Source organism: Chloroflexota bacterium, assembly GCA_035652535.1.
In the GTDB taxonomy this organism is placed as follows: domain Bacteria; phylum Chloroflexota; class UBA6077; order UBA6077; family SHYK01; genus DASRDP01.
The window spans coordinates 41,477-59,927 of the sequence record DASRDP010000086.1; the positions used below are offsets into that span (position 1 = coordinate 41,477).

Annotated in this window: 17 protein-coding genes; 9 read left to right on the forward strand and 8 right to left on the reverse strand. The window is 65.5% G+C overall.

Features of this window, described 5'->3' with window-relative positions:
- Window positions 1–6: 6 nt before the first annotated feature.
- The gene (locus VFC51_10155) at window positions 7–780 is read right to left on the reverse strand and encodes a WecB/TagA/CpsF family glycosyltransferase (GenBank protein ID HZT07380.1); all 774 of its coding nucleotides are present in this window, start codon (window positions 778–780) and stop codon (window positions 7–9) included.
- 96 nt (window positions 781–876) lie between these two features.
- On the opposite strand from VFC51_10155, the gene VFC51_10160 reads away from it, so the two are divergent.
- From VFC51_10160 to VFC51_10180, 5 genes are read left to right on the forward strand one after another with little or no spacing between them, the layout of a single operon-like run.
- Window positions 877–1,851, forward strand: coding sequence for an NAD(P)-dependent oxidoreductase (locus VFC51_10160; protein HZT07381.1), 975 nt, complete (start codon window positions 877–879; stop codon window positions 1,849–1,851).
- A complete protein-coding gene (locus VFC51_10165) occupies window positions 1,851–2,771 on the forward strand; it encodes an NAD(P)-dependent oxidoreductase (GenBank protein ID HZT07382.1) in 921 nt (306 codons plus the stop codon). The genes VFC51_10160 and VFC51_10165 overlap by 1 nt, the downstream gene beginning before the upstream one ends.
- Window positions 2,716–3,672 (forward strand): TIM barrel protein, encoded by a 957-nt coding sequence (locus VFC51_10170; protein ID HZT07383.1) that lies wholly within the window; start codon window positions 2,716–2,718, stop codon window positions 3,670–3,672. The genes VFC51_10165 and VFC51_10170 overlap by 56 nt, the downstream gene beginning before the upstream one ends.
- On the forward strand, window positions 3,669–4,748 hold the full coding sequence (locus VFC51_10175; GenBank protein ID HZT07384.1) for a polysaccharide biosynthesis protein: 1,080 nt from the start codon (window positions 3,669–3,671) through the stop codon (window positions 4,746–4,748). The genes VFC51_10170 and VFC51_10175 overlap by 4 nt, the downstream gene beginning before the upstream one ends.
- A 7-nt stretch (window positions 4,749–4,755) precedes the next feature.
- The gene (locus tag VFC51_10180; protein ID HZT07385.1) at window positions 4,756–5,847 is read left to right on the forward strand and encodes an MraY family glycosyltransferase; all 1,092 of its coding nucleotides are present in this window, start codon (window positions 4,756–4,758) and stop codon (window positions 5,845–5,847) included.
- 18 nt (window positions 5,848–5,865) lie between these two features.
- Here VFC51_10180 and purH read toward each other — a convergent pair whose 3' ends face one another.
- Genes purH through purQ form a run of 5 tightly spaced genes read right to left on the reverse strand, consistent with a single transcriptional unit; the run spans window position 5,866 to window position 12,539 of the window.
- Complete coding sequence (gene purH / locus VFC51_10185; protein HZT07386.1) at window positions 5,866–7,419, reverse strand: bifunctional phosphoribosylaminoimidazolecarboxamide formyltransferase/IMP cyclohydrolase; 1,554 nt, start codon at window positions 7,417–7,419, stop codon at window positions 5,866–5,868.
- Between the two features lie 49 nt (window positions 7,420–7,468).
- Window positions 7,469–8,104 (reverse strand): phosphoribosylglycinamide formyltransferase, encoded by a 636-nt coding sequence (gene purN / locus VFC51_10190; GenBank protein HZT07387.1) that lies wholly within the window; start codon window positions 8,102–8,104, stop codon window positions 7,469–7,471.
- A 56-nt stretch (window positions 8,105–8,160) separates the two neighbouring features.
- A complete protein-coding gene (gene purF, locus VFC51_10195; protein ID HZT07388.1) occupies window positions 8,161–9,561 on the reverse strand; it encodes an amidophosphoribosyltransferase in 1,401 nt (466 codons plus the stop codon).
- A 22-nt stretch (window positions 9,562–9,583) separates the two neighbouring features.
- Window positions 9,584–11,809, reverse strand: coding sequence for a phosphoribosylformylglycinamidine synthase subunit PurL (gene purL, locus VFC51_10200; GenBank protein ID HZT07389.1), 2,226 nt, complete (start codon window positions 11,807–11,809; stop codon window positions 9,584–9,586).
- 19 nt (window positions 11,810–11,828) lie between these two features.
- Entirely contained in the window at window positions 11,829–12,539 is a 711-nt protein-coding gene (gene purQ / locus VFC51_10205) for a phosphoribosylformylglycinamidine synthase subunit PurQ (protein ID HZT07390.1), read from the reverse strand.
- Window positions 12,540–12,768: 229 nt separating this feature from the next.
- Between purQ and lepB the strand changes: the two genes are divergently transcribed.
- Both lepB and VFC51_10215 read left to right on the forward strand, forming a co-directional pair.
- The gene (gene lepB / locus VFC51_10210; protein ID HZT07391.1) at window positions 12,769–13,347 is read left to right on the forward strand and encodes a signal peptidase I; all 579 of its coding nucleotides are present in this window, start codon (window positions 12,769–12,771) and stop codon (window positions 13,345–13,347) included.
- 99 nt (window positions 13,348–13,446) lie between these two features.
- Window positions 13,447–14,370, forward strand: a complete 924-nt coding sequence (locus tag VFC51_10215) for an arginase (protein ID HZT07392.1) — start codon at window positions 13,447–13,449, stop codon at window positions 14,368–14,370.
- Window positions 14,371–14,473: 103 nt separating this feature from the next.
- Here the strand turns inward: VFC51_10215 and VFC51_10220 are convergent, their stop codons facing one another.
- Together VFC51_10220 and VFC51_10225 are read right to left on the reverse strand one after the other, a co-directional pair.
- Entirely contained in the window at window positions 14,474–15,481 is a 1,008-nt protein-coding gene (locus VFC51_10220) for a VOC family protein (protein HZT07393.1), read from the reverse strand.
- A gap of 47 nt (window positions 15,482–15,528) precedes the next feature.
- Entirely contained in the window at window positions 15,529–16,263 is a 735-nt protein-coding gene (locus VFC51_10225) for a dienelactone hydrolase family protein (protein HZT07394.1), read from the reverse strand.
- Window positions 16,264–16,535: 272 nt separating this feature from the next.
- On the opposite strand from VFC51_10225, the gene VFC51_10230 reads away from it, so the two are divergent.
- Both VFC51_10230 and VFC51_10235 read left to right on the forward strand, forming a co-directional pair.
- Window positions 16,536–16,934 (forward strand): heme-binding protein, encoded by a 399-nt coding sequence (locus VFC51_10230; GenBank protein HZT07395.1) that lies wholly within the window; start codon window positions 16,536–16,538, stop codon window positions 16,932–16,934.
- Window positions 16,935–17,068: 134 nt separating this feature from the next.
- Complete coding sequence (locus VFC51_10235; GenBank protein ID HZT07396.1) at window positions 17,069–18,451, forward strand: reductive dehalogenase domain-containing protein; 1,383 nt, start codon at window positions 17,069–17,071, stop codon at window positions 18,449–18,451.

Consider the following 18,451-nt stretch of genomic DNA (forward strand, 5'->3'; position numbering starts at 1 on the left):
GCCGCCTCAACGTCGGATTCGGGCCCCAAGCGCGGCGCGCATTGCCAGCACCGCGAAGGCGGGCAGGGCGAGCTGGCGCCGCCAGCGCCACGGCTCCCTGGCGAGCCGATAGGCCCATTCGAGCTCCAGCCGGCGGACCCAGCCCGGCGCCCGCGAGCTTCGGCCCGCGAAGAAATTCAGGACGCCCCCGACGCCAATCTGTACGGGCACTCCCGTGGCGCCTTGATTCCTCGCGATCCACAGCTCCTGTCGCGGCGCTCCATAGGCGACGAGGAGCACGTGAACCGGTGACGCCCGGCAAATGGCGCGCTGGATGGCGGCATCCTCCCGCGGGTCCGGCGAACCGGATGCCGCGCCCGCCACGACGAGACCGGAGAACTCGCGCTCCAGCCAGGTTCCGGCCGCCTCAGCTACGCCGGGCTGCGCGCCAAGGAGGAACCATCGCCATCCTTCGACGGCCGATCGCGCCGCGAGCCTGAGCACGAGATCTGTCCCGCGCACGTGGCTCCGGAGCGGCCGTCCAGCCATCCGCGCGGCGAACAGCAGCCCGATACCGTCCGGAATGGCGAGGTCCGATGTGTTGAGCACTTCGCGGTAGTGGGGATCTTGCCGCGCGTGCATCACGATCTCCGGGTTCGGCGTGATGACGCGATGAGGTCGCCCGGACTCAATGAAGCCGATCAGGGCCCCCAACGCCGAGGCGAACGTCACGTCGTGCACGCGCACGCCGAGCACCGAGACTACGCGCTCCGGATCAAAGGGTTCCGTCGGTTCACCCATGACGATTGATCCCGCCTTTGGCAATGCGTGACCGCACTATGGGTACACTGTGACGCTGGCCGCGCCAGCGCCCCGATCCAACTTCGGAGACTTCGGTTGGCGATTCTTATCACCGGACTCGGATATGTTGGCTCGGCGCTCGCTCAGCGCCTCCTCGATCGTGGCGAGCGCGTGATCGGGGTCGAGAACTTCTTCTCAACGCCGAAGCCCGCGCTCGCCCCCCTCCAGCGTGCTGATCGTTTCACGTTGATCGATGGGTCCATCGCCGATCGGTCGACCCTCGATCGAGCCTTTTCAATCGACGCGGTCGACAGGGTCGTTCACCTCGCGGCGCAGTCCAGCACGAATCCACGAGCAGCCCCGGTGGAGGTCACCCAGGAGACGAATTTTACGGGTCCGCGAATCGTCCTCGAGGCCTGTCGTCAGCATGGGGTCTCCCAGGTCGTGTTTGTGAGCTCAATGCGCCTGTACCGAACGCCATTGCCGCGGCGTCTCACAGAATCGTCGCCCGTTGAGCCGACAGATTTGGTTCACCTCTCGCAGCTCTACGGAGAGATGCTGCTCACGGCGTATGCGGAAGATTGTGGCCGTGAACACGTGGGGGGACGGGCCCGGTGCTTCTCCGGCGTCGCTCTGCGGCTCGGCATCGTCCACGGACTCAGCCCCGTTATGAAGGCCGATCCGCGATTCCTCGCCGCTCCGCAACTCTTCTGCCACCAGGCGGCGCGCGGTGAGCCACTCCGGGTCGCGACCGGGCCCCGCACGTCCCTGGCGTTCGTCCACATCGACGACGCGGTCGAAGCGCTGGTTCGAAGCTGCACCGGGACGTCACTGCCGCCCATCCTCAACGTGGCGAGCGAAGTGCGCAGCGTGGCCTCCATCGCGCGCGCAGTGCGTGACGCGGGCCGTCGCCGTGGCCTCCGCGTCGACATTCGGTATGAGGGCCGGCCATCGCGCGCCTCATCCCGCACGGTCCCTGCCCACGAGGCCCTCGGATTTCGACCGGCGCTGCGATTCGAGCGATCCGTGGGTCCGGTTCTGGATCACTATCTGTCCACGAGTCGCGTGTAGTGCGGATCCTGGTCACGGGCGCCACGGGGTTCATCGGGCGCCACCTGGCGGCCGCCCTGGCCGGTGGAGGGCACACCGTGATCTCCGCTTCCCGCGCGCGGGTTGGACCGCCGGAGGCGTCCACGCACGTTTCTTTCGACGTTGCCTCCCTTGCGCCCTTTCCGGACGTCGGACACGTGGATTCCGTCGTTCACCTCGCGGGCAATGGGAACACCCTGGACGCCTGGAAGCGCCCGGCCGAGGTAGCCCAGGTGAACGCGCAGGGAACGCTTCGTGCCATCGAAGTCGCGATGCGAAGCGACGCGGGGTTTATCCTCGCGTCGAGCCAGCGCGTTTATCAGCCCGGTCCCGAGCCACTTTCCGAAGACGACTTTACCCGTCCGACCGATCCGTATGGCTACACGAAGTTGTGCGCTGAGCGTTATGTCGAGATGGCTGGCCGCCTGTTCGGTCTGCGTGGCTCTGTCCTCCGGTTCTTTTCCGTCTACGGACCCGGGCAGCGGATCGCATCCGGCCAGAGCGGCGTCGTCGCCCTTTTTGGACAGCGCGCCCTCCACGGCGAGCCGCTCGTCGTCAAGAGCCACGAGATGAAAGACTTCATGGACGTTTCCGACGCGGTCGAAGGGATCTGCGCCGCCCTCAGCCGGCCGACAACCCCGCCGCGGACGTACAATATCGCGACCGGAACGCCGACCAGCGTGCTCCAGCTCGCGCGCGTCGTGAAGGCTGCAACCCGTAGCGCGTCCGAAATCGTCGAGGACTATTCGGAGGGCGACCCGGGAGGGCTCGTCGCCAGGATTGATCGGGCCCGGACGGAGCTCGGGTTCTATCCCCGAATCACGCTGACTGATGGAGTTCGTCGCTATGCGGACTGGCTCGCCGCCGCTGGCCCGGATCCTGCTGAAAGCGCGGCCGACTGAATCCCAGCTTGCCGATCGGCTCGCGCCACCAATGCCGGATGGTCTCGAGCTGTACCTCGATCGGGCCGACATCGCGGATGCGCCGACGTGCGACGCGGTGGTCGACCGCATTCGCGAACGTCAGCTCCCCGCGGATTTCGCAATCGTGGTGGAGGGACCGATTCGCTCCCTCGACAATTCGTACGTGGATGTGAGCGCGTGCACCGACGCGACGCGGGAGCTCATCCGTCGACTGGGTGAGATGGCGGCGAGACTCGCGGCGCCGGGGGTGGTCATGCACTGCATCATGCCCCGGTTCTCCCTCACCGACGAAGATTGGGACCAACGCGACGCGGCGCTGGAAGCCGCCCTGGAGTTCGCTCGGTTTTACGCGGAAACGCTTCTGCCCATGGGCGTCACGCCGGTGATCGAGAACGTGCCGCCGGTGCTGCGCATGCGTGAGGGCCGGTATCTCTTCACACCCCTCGGCATGTCGCCCCAGGACATTCAGTGGCTCATCGAGCGTGTGCCGGGACTCATGGCGACCCTCGACATCTCCCACGCCCAGCTCTACGTCAACGCACGCGGCATGGCCGATCGCGATGAGAGCGACTCCGGTGTGCAGCCGTTGATGCGCTACCTGCGGAAATTCCCGACCATCGACTCGGTGGAAGACTTCATCGACGTGCTCGGGCCTTCGATCTTCGAGGCGCACGTGTCCAACGCCAGTGGCCTTCTGGGTGAAGGAGCGCCGTACGATGAGGGCGACATCGACATGAGCCGTGTGATCGGCCGGCTTGCGCGGTGCGCCCGATTTCTCGTCACGGAGACGCTCGAGGCGGACAACGACCGCGCCATATACATGCGGGCCGCTCAGCGCGGCATGGCCTCAGTGCTCTCCCAACTGATGAACCATCCGTGACTCCCGATGATCTTCGAAGCGTTCACGAGGGCGAGATCCTGCTTGGACGCCGCCGCCGCTTCATCGAGATTACTGCGGGTCTTCGGGTCCTCCAGGGAGCCAGTGCTCTCATCACCGGCGCCGGAGGCTCAGTCGGGTCTGCGCTGGCGCGACGTCTCGGCACGCTGGGTGTCGCGCAGATCACGGCCGTAGATCATCACGAGGCGTCGCTGTTTCGCCTGGGGCGCGATACGGCAGGGAGTGCGCCCATCGCACTACGGCTGGCCGACGTCCGCAACGTCGATAAGATGGCCCGGATTCTGCGCGAGTACCGGCCCACCGCCGTATTTCACCTCGCAGCCTACAAGCACGTGCCCATTGGCGAGCAGGAGCCGGACGAAGTGATGACGGTGAACGTCCAAGCGACCGCCGAGCTTTTACGCGCCGCGTCAAGTGCCGGCGTCGATCATTTCGTCTACCCATCCAGCGACAAGGCAGTGAACCCGCCCAGCCTATACGGCGCATCGAAACGCCTCGCCGAGTCCGCCGTTCTTGCACGAGCGATGGATAGCTCGGCCATGGCAGTCCACGTCGTTCGGTACGTCAACATCCTGGGAACGAACGGGAGTGTTATCGAGACCTTTGCGCGCCAGATTCGCGAGGGGTTGCCCCTGACACTGACCGACGCGCACATGACCCGCTACTGGATGACGATGGACGAGGCGATCGACATGGTTATCCACGCGTTGGCGCTCTCCAGCGGCTCGTGCACCATGCTTGACGTGGGGGAGCCGATCCCCGTCCGCGAGATGGCCGTCCGCGTCGCGCGCCTCGTCGCCCCGGAGTTGGACACGCCTCCAACGATGGTTGAGACGGGTCCACGACCCGGCGAGCGGTTGGCCGAGGAATTATTCAGCCGGAGCGAGCGGCCTCTGGGCAGGGAGCTGGATGACGTGTGGGAGATCGCTCACGCCCGTCGCGCTGAATGCTCGGGGCGGATCCGGGCGATGCTCGACGAGCTCGAGCGACTGATCGCCGAGGCTCCGCCGGATTGCCTGCGCACGAGAGCTATGGAGCTCGCCGCCGAGCTGCAGTGACGTCCCAATGACCATTCACGTCTGGTATCTCATGATCTTTTCCACGGCGGCGGTCTTAACCCAGCCGCTCATGCGCCTCGCGGAACGGATCGGCACTTCCGCCGGGGTAGTGGACCGACCGCGGCTTGGCGAAGTCCAGACCCACGTCGTCCCGCGGACGGGCGGTTACGCGGTATTCGTCGCGGTGTGGGCGGCGGTGCTCGTGAGCTTCGCGGCGAGCGCGCCGGGCGTCGAGCACCTATCCGCTGACAATGAGCGGCTCGTTGGCGTGTTTCTGGGCTCGGTCGCCCTGCTCCCGCTTGCGATGGTCGACGACGTGCGACGGCTTGGACCCGGCGCCCAGATCTCGTGGCAGATCGTCGCCGCGGCCATCCCAACGCTGTTCGGGCTCCGGATGGACGAGATCGCGACCCCATTTGGCATCGTCAGCCTGCCCGAGGCGGCGGCGATTACCCTCGCGGTCGTGTGGGTCGTGGCGATGATCAATGCGATCAACTTGCTGGACACCATGGACGGGATGGCGACGGGCGTCGCCGGCATCGCATGTCTTGTCCTCTTCGTCCGCACGGTGTGGTTCAGCCAGGCGTCGATCGCGGTGCTGCCGCTGGCCCTGGGTGGCGCATGCCTGAGCTTCCTCCAGAGAAACTGGCATCCGTCAAAGGTCATCCTCGGGTCGTCGGGCTCCCTCTTCCTCGGGTATCTCCTGGGGGTCATCACTGTCATCGGCGGCGCCAAGATCGGCACCGCGTTTCTTGTGCTGGCGGTACCCATCCTCGACGTTGCATGGGTCATGTACCGACGCGTGGCCAGCGGGCGCTCCCCATTTCGGGGCGGCGATGGCCAGCACCTGCCGCACCGCCTCCGCGTTCTCGGACTGTCGGACCGGCGCATTGTCCTTCTCGTCTACGCTGTCTGCGCCCTGATCGGCGCCGCGGTCTTGGCGATGCACTCGATCCTGCCGACCATACAGAAGGCGTACCTTGCCGCCGTCGTCGTGGCGGGCGTATCAGCAATGCTCGTCCTGGTCGGGCGAGCCACCGCGCGCCTGGGAAGCTCGCCTGATCCGACCGCACCGATCACCCATCGGCGCGAGCCGTGAGCGATGGTTGGTGTTTCGCTAGTGCCGGAAGTGCCGTTGATGCGTGAAGATCATGGCCATGTGGGCCCGGTTGGCTGCCTCGATCACCTGCTGGTCGCGGATCGAGCCGCCCGGCTGGATAACTGCCGTCACGCCGGCCTCTGCTGCGCGTTCCACCCCATCTGGGAAGGGAAAGAAGGCATCCGAAGCCATGACGGACCCTGCCGCGCGCTCGCCAGCCTTCCTACACGCGATGTCCACGCTGTCCACCCGGCTCATCTGCCCCGCGCCAACGCCCACGAGGGCGAGCTTCTTGGCCAGAACGATGGCATTCGAGCGCACGTGCTTGACGGCCCGCCAAGCGAAGAGCAGGCCCGTCAACTCTTCCAACGTCGGGTTGCGGGTCGTCACCACGTCGCGGTTGATGGCGCCTTCGGGGATCGTGTCGCGCGTCTGGATGAGAAAGCCGCCGGATACCCGCTTGAAGTCGAGGTCGACCGGTTCCCCCGGCCCTGGGCGATAGTTCGGCGGCTGGGCGCCGGTTCGCATGACCCGAAGGTCCCGCTTCTTCTTTAAGATCGCCAGCGCATCTTCCGTGTAGCCCGGCGCGATGATGTCCTCGAAGAACACCGGCGCGATCTCGCTGGCGGTATCCTTGTCCACTTCGCGGTTGAGGCCTACGGCGCCACCGAAGGCCGACTGTGGATCGCATTCCAGCGCGCGCTTGAACGCTTCGACGAGGTCTGTATCGCACGCCAGGCCGCACGGATTGCCGTGCTTGATGATCACGACCGTGGGGGCCGCGAAGTCGGTCACCACGCCCCAGGCGGCGTCCACGTCGAGGGTGTTGTTGTACGACAGAGGGATCCCATGGAGCTGCTCGGCCGAGCCGACCCCGAGCTCGAGGCTGCGCGTCGAAAGGTCTCGATAGAATGCCGCGAGCTGATGCGGATTCTCTCCGTACCGGAGGCCGGCGACCTTCTGCAGCGCGATGGAGAACTCGTCCGGGAATAGCTCGTCATATGGGCGCAGATACGTCGCGATGCACGTGTCGTACACGGCGCAGTGCTGAAACGCCTTCGCGGCGAGCCGCTGACGCGTGTCCACGGATACGCCCGCCGGTCGACGCAGCCCGTCCATCACCGACGGATAGTCCTCAGGATTGCAGACGGGAAGCACGTCTCGGAAATTCTTGGCGGCGGCGCGCAACAGCGCCACACCCCCGATATCGATGGATTCGAGCGCCGCTTCCCGTGTCGTGCCCGGCGCCTGGATCGTCTGGATGAATGGATACAAGTTACACACGACGATGTCGATGGGAGCGAACCCCCGGTCGGCCAGCTCCTGGAGATCCGCGGGCTCATCACGGCGGGCCAAGATCGGAGCATGCACGGCAGGGTGCAGCGTCTTTACCCGTCCACCCAAGAGCTCGGGGAAATCCGTGAGATCCTGGACCGATCGGACGGCGAGCCCGGCCCCGCGGAGCAGCTCCTCCGTACCTCCGGTGGAAAACAGCTCGACGCCGAGCTCGAGTAGGCCGCGCGCGAAGTCGACAAGTCCATTCTTGTTGTAGACACTGATGAGCGCCCGCATATAGCTCACGTCCCCCTTCGTTCCGTACCCGATGCCGCGCGATGATGATTTACGTTGGTGATGGCTCGAGTATGTGGGCCTTCCGTCCCACGAACCGGATGCGGCCCTCCGCAAAGAGCTGGATCGCCTCCGGCAGGATTTGATGCTCGACCTCATGGATTCGTGCCAGGAGGCTGGCCTCGTCGTCGCCTTCAAGCACCGGCACCGCCGCTTGCAGGATGATCGGACCGGAGTCTGCATCTGGAAAGTCCGAGTCGACGAGGTGCACCGTCGCGCCGGTGACTTTCACGCCATAGTCCAGCGCGTCGCGCACCGCGTGCATGCCGCCTCCGAACGCGGGAAGCAATGACGGGTGCAGATTGATGAGTCGATGTCGGAACGTTTCCACGAACTCCGCGCTCAGGATCTGATCAAAACCGGCGAGAACCACCAGCTCGACACCGTGCTCGATGAGCCGACGAGCCATTTCCCGTTGCTGCGCCTCGCGCGAGTCAAACTCGCTTCGCACGATGGCGGTCGTTGGAATATGGCGGCGCCGTCCATATTCCAGACCTGGTGCGTTGGCACGGTTGGACACGACAAGGCGCACCTCAGCGTCGAGCGTGCACGATTCACAGCGACGCAGGATCGCGTCGAGATTCGTCCCCTGCCCGGAGATTAGGACGCCGATGGGTAAGGGCTTCATATGCTACGCTCGATATCGCTGCGCGCGGCCCTGCGCCAAGTTTGCCGAACCCGCCCTCAACGAGCGCGCCGAGCGCCTTCGAGAACGAGCTTGTCAAGATCGAGCTGGACCGGCATCGGGTAGTCCCCGTTGAAACACGCCTGGCAGAAACGGTCGCCGGGCAGCCCGATGGATTCGATGAGACCATGCAGACTGAGGTAACCCAGCGAGTCGGCGCCGATGTGTCGGCAAATGGATGGTATGTCCATGTTCGCCGCGATCAGCTCCTCCCGCCGCGCCGTGTCAATGCCCAGGTAGCAGGAATTCACCATCGGCGGTGAGGTCACCCGCATGTGCACCTCGCGGGCCCCTGCCCGTCGGAGGAGCGCGACAGTGCTCGGCGTCGTCGTTCCCCGAACAATACTATCGTCGACGACAACCACGCGCTTCCCGTTCAGCACGTCGGGAAGGGGATTGAACTTCAGCTTGACCCCGGACTCCCGCAGCCGCTGGTCAGGCTGAATGAACGTTCGCCCAATGTACCGGTTCTTGATGAGCCCCTCTCGATAGGGAAGGCCCGAAGCTCGCGCGTAACCCACCGCAGCCGGCGTAGCCGAATCGGGCACCGGCATGACGAGGTCGGCCTCCACGGGATGCTCCTGTGCGAGGGTTGCCCCCATACGCTCCCGCGCGAGGTACACGAGCGTGTCGTCGATCACGCTGTCCGGGCGCGCGAAATAGATGTATTCGAAGATGCAGAGAGCGGCGCGCGCGTCAGGGTCGTCAATGTGACACGAACGTGGCCCGCCCTCGTCGATGATCAAGATCTCGCCCCGCTGAATTTCACGCAACAACTCGGCGCCGATCGTGTCCAGTGCGCACGATTCCGAAGCCACGATCCACGATTTCCCCAGGCGGCCGAGGCACAGGGGGCGAATCCCGTACGGGTCTCGAATCGCGATCAGCTGGCGTGGACTCATCATCACCATGCTGTAGGCGCCCTTGACGAAAGGCATCGTGTGGCGAATGCGCTCGACCCAATCGCGGCCCGGAGCGGTGGCGCACAGCCGCCCGATGATCTCCGAGTCTGTCGTCGTTAGCGGCGTGTCGCCGCGCTCTTCGAGTCGCTCGGCGAGATAGGAGGTGTTCACCAGGTTGCCGTTGTGGGCGATGGCGATTGGCCCGAGATCGCTCTCGATACAGATGGGCTGCGCGTTCTCGACGCAGCTCGACCCGGTTGTGGAATAGCGGGTGTGCCCAATGGCCATGTGGCCGGTCAGCCCTGCCAGATCGTCTTCCGAAAAGACCTGGCTCACGAGCCCCATATCGGAGTAAAGGCCAATTCGGTGTCCGTCCGCGGTGGCAATCCCCGCACTCTCCTGGCCACGATGCTGCAGCGCGTACAGGCCGAAGAAGGCGAGCCGCGCCACTTCTTCACCCGGGCCGAAGATGCCGATGACCCCGCACGCTTCGTGCATACGATCGCCGGCCGGGTCGCCGTCAGGACGTGGCATCCATACCTCCCGCCGTCTCTCCGATGTGGGCAAGCGCCTGTTCCCAGCGAGCCCGCGCGTCGCTCAGCGGAACCCGCAGGGCCCCGATCTGGATGACTTCGCCGCCCGTTCGACCGAGCAGCGTGACGGGCACCCCGTGCGACGCGGCCCGTGAGCGTATCGCGTCGGCCGCTCCGCGCGCCGCGGACACGATTATCCGCGACGGGGCCTCGCCGAACAAAAGCTCGTCGATGTCTGCAAGGCCATTGCTTGCCGGATCGGACCATGCGCCGAAGTCACACATCACCCCCACCCCGGACGCGAGCGCGATCTCGGCCAGGGCAACGGCGAGACCGCCATCGGCGACGTCGGTGGCGCAGGACACGCGTCCCGCCGCGATGATTTCGCGTACACAGGCTTGGACTCGGCGCTCGAGTTCCAAGTCGATGCCTGGCGGCTCACCCCCAACCGACTCCAAAATGATGGCGGCGTACTGGCTCGAACCCAGCGACCCCTTCGTGGGCCCCAGCAACCACAGCTCATCGCCCGCTCGCGCCACGGCGCGAGCGTGACACGCCACGTTGTCGAGGATTCCGAGGGCGCCAACGATCGGGGTCGGTCGAATGGCGGCGCCGCGGGATTCGTTGTAGAGCGACACATTTCCACTGATAACCGGAACGTCGAGGGCGATGCACGCCTCCGACATGCCTGCCACAACCTCGTCGAGAGCGTGCCAAACGGCCGCCCGCTCCGGGTCGCCAAAATTGAGGCAATCGGTCACCGCGATCGGCTGAGCGCCCGCGCAAGAGACGTTGCGGCACGCCTCCGCCACAGCCATCGCGCCGCCGGTCCGTGGGGCCACCGCGCACACATTTCCACCGTCGCCCAGTCCGAGGGCGAGCCCCAGCGGAGTCCCTTTGATGCGGAGCACGGCCGCGCCCTCGCCCGGCGCGACCACCGTGTTCGTCTGAACCATATGGTCGTATTGCTCGAACACCGATCGGCGACTACCGAGCTGGGGGGAGCCAAGGAGGCGAAGCAGCGCCTCGCTCGCTTCGACCGGTCTCCCGCCCCATTCTCCGTCGGCGAACCGAGGTTCGCCCCGGACCCGGCGCAGCGGGCCCGAGCGCGGCTCGACCACGGGCGCGGGTGGTTCGGGCGCGCCCCCGGACAGGAATGCCGCGGGCAGCTCGGCCAGCAGCGTATCCCCCTCGCGCACCCGAACGAGTCCGGTGTCGGTAATCGTGCCGATGATGTCCGAATTGAGTCCCCAGCGGCGAAAGAGGGCCCGGATGCGCTCCTCGGCTCCCTCGCGAGCGACAATGAGCATCCGCTCCTGCGACTCCGAAAGCATGACTTCGGCGGGGCTCATGCCCCGCTCGCGGCGGCTCACGCGCGCAACGTCGATGTCGATTCCCAGCGAGCTCCGGGACACCATCTCCGTCGCCGCCCCGGTCAAGCCGGCTGCACCGAGATCCTGCATCGCCACGATGCCTTCATCGCCTACCAGCTCGAGACACGCCTCGATCAGGAGCTTTTCCATGAACGGGTTGCCGACCTGGACGGCCGGGCGTTGCTCCTCGCCGTCGCTTCCCAGCTCGGCCGACGCGAAGCTCGCACCAGCGATGCCGTCGCGGCCGGTGTCGGATCCAACGAGGAGAACCGGATTTCCCACGCCCTGGGCACACGAGGTCAGGAGGTCCGCTTTACGCACCAGCCCGAGGCACAGCACGTTCACGAGGGGATTGTCGTTGTAGGTCGAGTGAAAGGCGATGCTACCGCCGACCGTGGGCACGCCCACGCAATTGCCGTAGAACGCGATGCCCTCCACGACGCCGTTCAGGAGGTGCGCGGTGCGCGGATGACCTGGGCTTCCGAAACACAAGGCGTCCATGAGCGCGATGGGGCGAGCGCCCATGGTAAAGATGTCTCGCAGAATCCCCCCAACGCCGGTGGCAGCCCCCTGGAAGGGCTCCACAGCGCTCGGGTGGTTGTGAGACTCGATTTTCATCACCGCTGCGAGCCCGTGGCCAATGTCCACCGCGCCCGCATTCTCGCCGGGCCCCTGAATCACGCGCGCGCCGCGCGTCGGGAACCGGCGCAGGAGCTGCTTGGAATGCTTATAGGAGCAGTGCTCGCTCCAGAGGACGCCAAACATTCCCAGCTCGAGTGGGTTCGGCTCGCGGTCGAGCGTCTTGCAGATGTGCTCGTACTCATGGGGGGTCAACCCCACGTTGGCTGGGCTCAGCGCCCTAGCGGGATGCAACGACCTCGCTCACGAAGGAGCGCGCCACCGACTCGAAGAGGCGAAGTCCGTCGACGCCACCGAGGATCGGCTCAGAGCACCGCTCCGGGTGAGGCATGAGACCGAATACATTGCCGGCCTCGTTGCAGACTCCAGCGATGCCCGACACCGAGCCGTTCGGGTTCGACGCGGGCGAGACGGTTCCCCCCGCGTCGCAGTACCGCAGGACCACCTGGCCACGCCGCTCCATTTCGGCAAGGGTCGCCTGATCAGCGTAGTACGACCCCTCGTGGTGGGCGATGGGCATGCGCAGAACGTCGTGAACCGGGATCGCGCGCGTGAACGGCGTGGCATTGCTCTCGACGCGGAGCGATACCCAGCGACAGACGAAGCGCAGGCCGGCGTTCTGGAGCATCGCGCCCGGGAGCAAACCCGCCTCGACGAGGACCTGAAACCCGTTGCAGATTCCCCAAACCAAGCCGCCTTCGTGGGCGTATCTCTTGATAGCGGCCATGACCGGTGAAAAGCGAGCAATGGCGCCGGCGCGGAGATAGTCGCCGTGGGCGAAGCCGCCGGGCAGGATGACGCAATCGTAGGAGGATACGTCGGTGCGCTCATGCCAGATGATGTTCGCGTCTTCGTGGAGGACCTGGGACAGCACATGGAGCGTGTCGAGCTCGCAATTACTGCCCGGAAAGAGGACGATGCCGAAGCGCACGCGTGCTCCCAGCGTTGTTGAGACCGGATTGTACCATGCCGCGTAGCCTTGGGGCGTCGGCGGGTCTCATGCCCGGTACCGAAGAACGCTGAGTTACGAAAGGAGTGTGCGTATAATTTCTGCGGAGCCTAGAGACGCCACGGGGCGCGCAGAAGGGAGTGGAAGTCTGGTAAGCGACTCGACCGAGGTCGGAAGCGATCGCGGATGGACGGCCCGCGCGGGAAAGTTCGTGTGGGAGCTGCTTCAGACTGTCGCCCTCACGCTGCTGCTGTTTCTCGCCATTCGTGCCGTCATCCAGAACTTCAAAGTCGAAGGCACGTCGATGGAGCCGACGCTCCGGTCCAACGAGTTCCTGATCGTCAACAAGGCAACCTATGCGCGAATTGACGGCACGCCGGCGCAGTTCTTGTTGGGCAGCACTCACGACCCGGGCGCGCCGATGTTTCTGTTCGGAAGTCCGTCCCGCGGTGACATCATCGTCTTCCGCTACCCGGCTCAGCCGGACAAGGACTTCATCAAGCGCATAATCGGCGTCCCGGGGGATACCGTCGAGATACGGAACGGACGCGTGTACCTGAACGGCGTCCCGCAGGACGAGCCGTACATCAGCCATCTGCCGAGCTACAGTTATCCGTCGACGACGATCCCTCCCGGTCACTATTTCGTCTTAGGGGACAACCGCCCCAACAGCAGCGACTCGCACGTGTGGGGGTTGGTGCCAGTCGACAACCTGATCGGCAAGGCGTGGTTCGCGTACTGGCCGCCGAGCGACTGGGGTCCCCTGGCATCGGGAGCGTACGCACGCTAGGACGAGCTGCAGACTTCGCATTGCACCAGAGCGCAGGGTCCACGGGACGCCTGTCTGCTGGTGCAGGCCTGGCACTGTCACAAGGAGGTGATGAACGCTATGGCCCTCAACATCGCAACCATTGGAGTCCCCTCATCGCTCGGCGGAGTCCCGCTCGGCGCTGAGCATGGGCCCGCCGAGCTCTGGAAGCGGGGCATCGTCGCCCGCCTCCGCGCAACCGGCGTCGACGTCACGGATTTCGGAGATGTTCCTATCCCGGCTCACCGTCGCGGCGCGCGCGGTTCCGCCGGATTGGCGTCAATCGAGACCGTCGCGCGCTGGGTCGCGAAGCACTCGTGGCGCGCCCTCGGGGAAGGGATGGTCCCCCTCGTTGTCGGCGGCGACCATTCCGCCGCGCTCGGGAACATCGCCGCGGCGGCGCAGGTCGTGCACGGCCTGGGTGTTATCTGGATCGACGCCCACCCCGATTTCAACACGCCCGAAACCTCGCCGACGGGAAACGTCCACGGAATGGTGCTCGCCATCGCCGCAGGCTGGGGGCCAACGCCGCTCGTGCGTCTCCTCGGCTATGCGCCGATGGTGCACTCCGAGCGCATCGTCGTCATCGGCGCCCGCTCCATCGACGCGGGTGAGATGAGCAATCTCCGTCGGGCCGGCGTGCGCGTGTTCGACAGCGAGCACGTCGAGCGCTTCGGAATCCTCGCCACCATGGGCGAGGCGATGGCGTACCTGGCAAGCAAGCAGACGCACGCCGTGCACCTCAGCGTAGACCTGGACATCCTCGACCCGGCGCGCTGGCCAGGCGTGTCGACAGCGGCGACAGGGGGCATCTCGGTCTCAGACCTGTGCCTGATGACGCGCACCGTGGCGGACATGGCGCCCATCGCCGCGATGGACTTGGTCGAGCTGACACCTCCGGAAGACGTGGATGGCGTGACAGCCGAAGCCGCGATGCAGGTGCTGGAGCACACGTTCGCTCCGCGGGCGGGGATCCGCCTGAGCGACGCAGCCGCTCTTCGCTAGACAACCGCCGAATCGTCGATAGGCATGCGATGGGCCCGCCGAAGCGCGTTGCGCGGCTCGGCGGGCCCACGAAGCCGCTCGTTCGCCAGCCCGGTCCCGAGTGTTAGGATCCGGCGCCCGACTGCTTCGCCTTCATGAAGGCTTCGACGTAGTCCTCCATGTAATGGCCCTCATAGGTCGCGAGGTTGGGACCAGCCGACGAGCCCCCCACGAAATGGAAGCTGTTCGTGTCGGGATCGTAGATCTGGTCGCCGCGCCCGTACATCGCCTTCCACTTGCGCCCGGCCTCGCTGCCGTGCATCCCCGTTCGGGCCGGGAGCGCAGCGGGATCCGCAATGGGGTCGTCTTTCCGCTGGTCGAAGTCCCATTCCGACAGCTCTGACCACACGCGCTGATAGGCGGACATGAACTCGTCCGCCCGCACGATGTACGCGTTGTGGACACCGCGCCACTTGGTCGACCCGCCCGTCCGCACGTCGAGCGAATCCACTTTCTTGAAGATGAGGCGGGAGCCCGCGACCATGGGGAAGACCAGCGTGTCATCCGGAATGTCCGCGCCCGCCATGGGATCGATCCCGCAATAACGCGTGTAGAACTCCGCCGTTCGGGCCAGATCGCGGGATTCGTGCACGCCGTGGCTGATGCGCCCGACTTTCAGGGCGCTCATCTTGTCCATCGCGCCGTCGGGCAGGCGGTTCGGCGCCCACAGCTCATACTGGTTCGCGTCGGGGTCTTCGAAATAGATCGCGGTTCCAGGCTCACCTCCGTCGGACACGCGGACCGGGTCGGTATGGGGCACGTTCAACTGGTCCAGGCGCCGTCGGTGCTCGTCGATGTCCGCGGCGTTGACGTAGAAGCCGTACCGCGGATGCGCCTTTCCGAGGCCCGCGTTCGGCGGAATCGGGGTGCTCTGCACGAACCCGATGATGTGCGACCCACCGAGGTTCCGAAACTCGGCAAAGCGAGGGCCGTGCGATTCACCTGTGGCGCCCCACGACTCCTTTGCGCCCAGAACGTTCTCCGCCCAGTCGACCCATCGATCGAGATCGCTCGTGGGAACCGCGAAGTGATCGATCCAATGAATCGCACCAGGCCTCTGGTCTTCCGACATCGCCACCTCCTCTATCTCATGAATTGCTCCCAGTGTACTCCGGGGGATCAGGACGCGCTGGCCCTGGCCATCTCACGCGCCGCAATCCGTTTGGTCAGAAACTGCACCGACTTGCGCCAGCAATCTTCGGCGGCCGATTCCACGTAGGCGGTCCCCTTTGGATTGGTCCAGCCGTGGTCGGCCCCCGGATACGTGATGATCTCAAAGTCCTTCCCGTGCTTCGCGAGCTCCGCGCGATAGCGCTCGACTTCAGAGATCGGAACGAGCCGATCCACCTCGCCGAAGCTCGCGATGACCGGAACCTGGAGGAGCTGGACACGCCCTGCCGGCTCGTTCGGCGTATTCGGGTTGCTCGTGTCGTTGGTAGGGAATCCGTGAAAGGCCGCCGCCCCGGCCAGCTCCGAGCGAAATGTGGGCCAGAGCAGCGCGAAGCGCCCGCCGATGCAGTACCCCCACGCACAGATCGGATGTGAGCCGACGCGGGGATGGCCGCGAAGCATCTCGTACGCGGCGTCCAGGTCCCCCAGGATCTCATCATCGGGCTGAGCGCCCGGCCGCTTCAAGGGTTCCTCCGGCACCCCCGGGTGGTCGAAGATTCCGACGCCGAGCGCGACGAACCCTTCACCGGCCAGCCGCTCCACAACGTAGGTCACGAAGTCGTCGAGCCCACGGACCGTCGGGACCACAACGATCGCCGGAAACGTGCCGTCGACCTCCGGCACCGCGAGAACGCCGCTGATATCCGCAAGGCCGCGCGGAATCCGCACCTGCGCGACTGCCATCGCTCCACCTCCTCGTGAATTCGCGTACCCAGCATGGCTCGTCCCCCGGCCGGCTGTCAACCGCCACAATTCCCCCCCGCCCACAGCGGCATTGACATGGACCGGGGCTGCACCCATAATCGGCCTGCAATCGGAAGGCCCGGCCATGGTTCGCGGCGCATCCGGTGAGGTCCCAGCGCCGGGCCATCCGCCGGCGGGTGGACGATGCACTCGGCTCACCGGTCAAGGGAGATAGGACACCAGCCGAATGGTGAGGAGGACATCGGGGAAACATGTCGATTCCTGGAGATAAAGCCATTCAACTTGTCCAGGCCGCGCACGCTCAGGCGGCGAAACTCAACATCGCCGTGACGGCGGTGGTGGTCGACGAAGGCGGGCGCATGGTAGCGCTAGGTCGAATGGACCGCGCGCGGCCAGTCACCGTGGACGTGGCCATGAACAAGGCGTATACGGCCGCGAGCTTTCAGCAGCCCACCGGAGAGTTGAGCGGCATTGCAGGGCAGACGTGGTTCCAGAGCCTCGTGGTCTCCAGCAACGGGCGAATCATGGCGGGCAGCGGAGCCGTGCCCATTGTGGAGGGGGGCAACATCGTGGGAGCCGTCGCGGTGGCTGGGGGCACGGAGGATCAGGATCAGAGCTGCGCCGAGGCCGCTCTCGCAGCATACGCGTGATTTTCTGGGTGTGTTGGGGGCCGCGCTCCATTGACCAAAACAGATGCGAATCAACGCGATTTGTCGTATAAGAAGCCGCATAATAGAGTTCGAGCGATGAAGAACGAGCACGTCCGGCCGAAAGGGGTGTGACCATGGCAGTTGCGGTGGAGAAGGCGACGACACCGGCGGCACAGCCGGACGAAGCGCGGCGCCCGGACGCGCGCCCCGACATTCCGCCTCCGCCAAGCCTTGGACGATCCGTCCGCTACGTCGGGCCCGTCCAGAACGTGGACATGAACCAGTCCCCCCACCCGATGAACCAGCGCGGGGAGCTGGGCAAAGCCCTCTTTAATTACCAGCACAACACGGTCTCCAAAGATCCCCTCACCCGCGTCTCCGCGCCCAACCACTTCAACGACAAGCGGAACTTCATCGCGACGGTCGTGAACCAGGCCTCGAAGGGAACCGTCAATCCCAAGCGCGTACCGGTCGACGATCCCGAAGCGATGACCCGCCACATCAAAGCGGTCGCGCACTACATGGGCGCGGACTTCGTGACCATCGCCAAGGCACACCCGAACATGATGTACGCGGGCAACCGCTACGTTCAGGACGGCACGGCCGCCGACCAATATGAGCAGGACACACCCGCTGATCTCGTGCGCAAGTTCCCGTATCTCATCGTCGCGACGACGGCGTGGGATTACGACAAGCTTCAGGCCCACCGCCACCACATCGGGGACGCCGCGTACCACGTTTCGCAGATCAAGGGAAACATGCTATTGAAGTCCCTGGAGGGGTACATCCGCGAGCTGGGCTACACGGCCCTGCGCGGCGTCGCGAATCCCCAGGCGGCCGGCATCGCCGGCGGAATGGGGGAGCTGGGACGCAACGGCCTCGTCATCAACGAGAAGTTCGGCGCACGCATCCACATGCCGGACCCGATCATGACGGACTTGCCGCTGGTTCCCGGGAAGCCCGCGGACATCGGCGTACCCGATTTCTGCACCATTTGTCACAAGTGCGCCGTGACCTGCCCCACCAACAGCATCACCTTCTTCGACCGAGTGCCCGGCGAGGCTCCGAAAGTCGAGCGCGACGCGTCCGGGTTTGGCGTCTACAACGGTGTCGAGAAGTTCAAGATCAACTGGCTCACGTGCTACAAGCTCCGGCCCTACGTCCATGAGCACTGGAGCAGCTGCCTCACCTGCGCGGTCATCTGCCCCTTCACCAAGCCGAACACGTGGTGGCGGACGATGACCGTTCAGGCGCTGCACTATTGCCCGATCCCCGCCAGGCCGTTGCTGGTGCGCACGTTGAAGGCGATCGACGACCGGTTCTGGGGCGTCGTCAGGCAGAAGCGCGTGCGGTGGATGGGATACGACTCCGGTATCAAGCCGGGCGAGCAGGCGTGCACCGTGGCCGGCTGCACGGCCGACCACGAGGCGGGCCACTCCACTTCCGTCGACAGCGAAATCGGATACTACGCGCCGTTGAAGGAAAACACGAATCGCTTCGTCAAGCGAGGCTCGTGA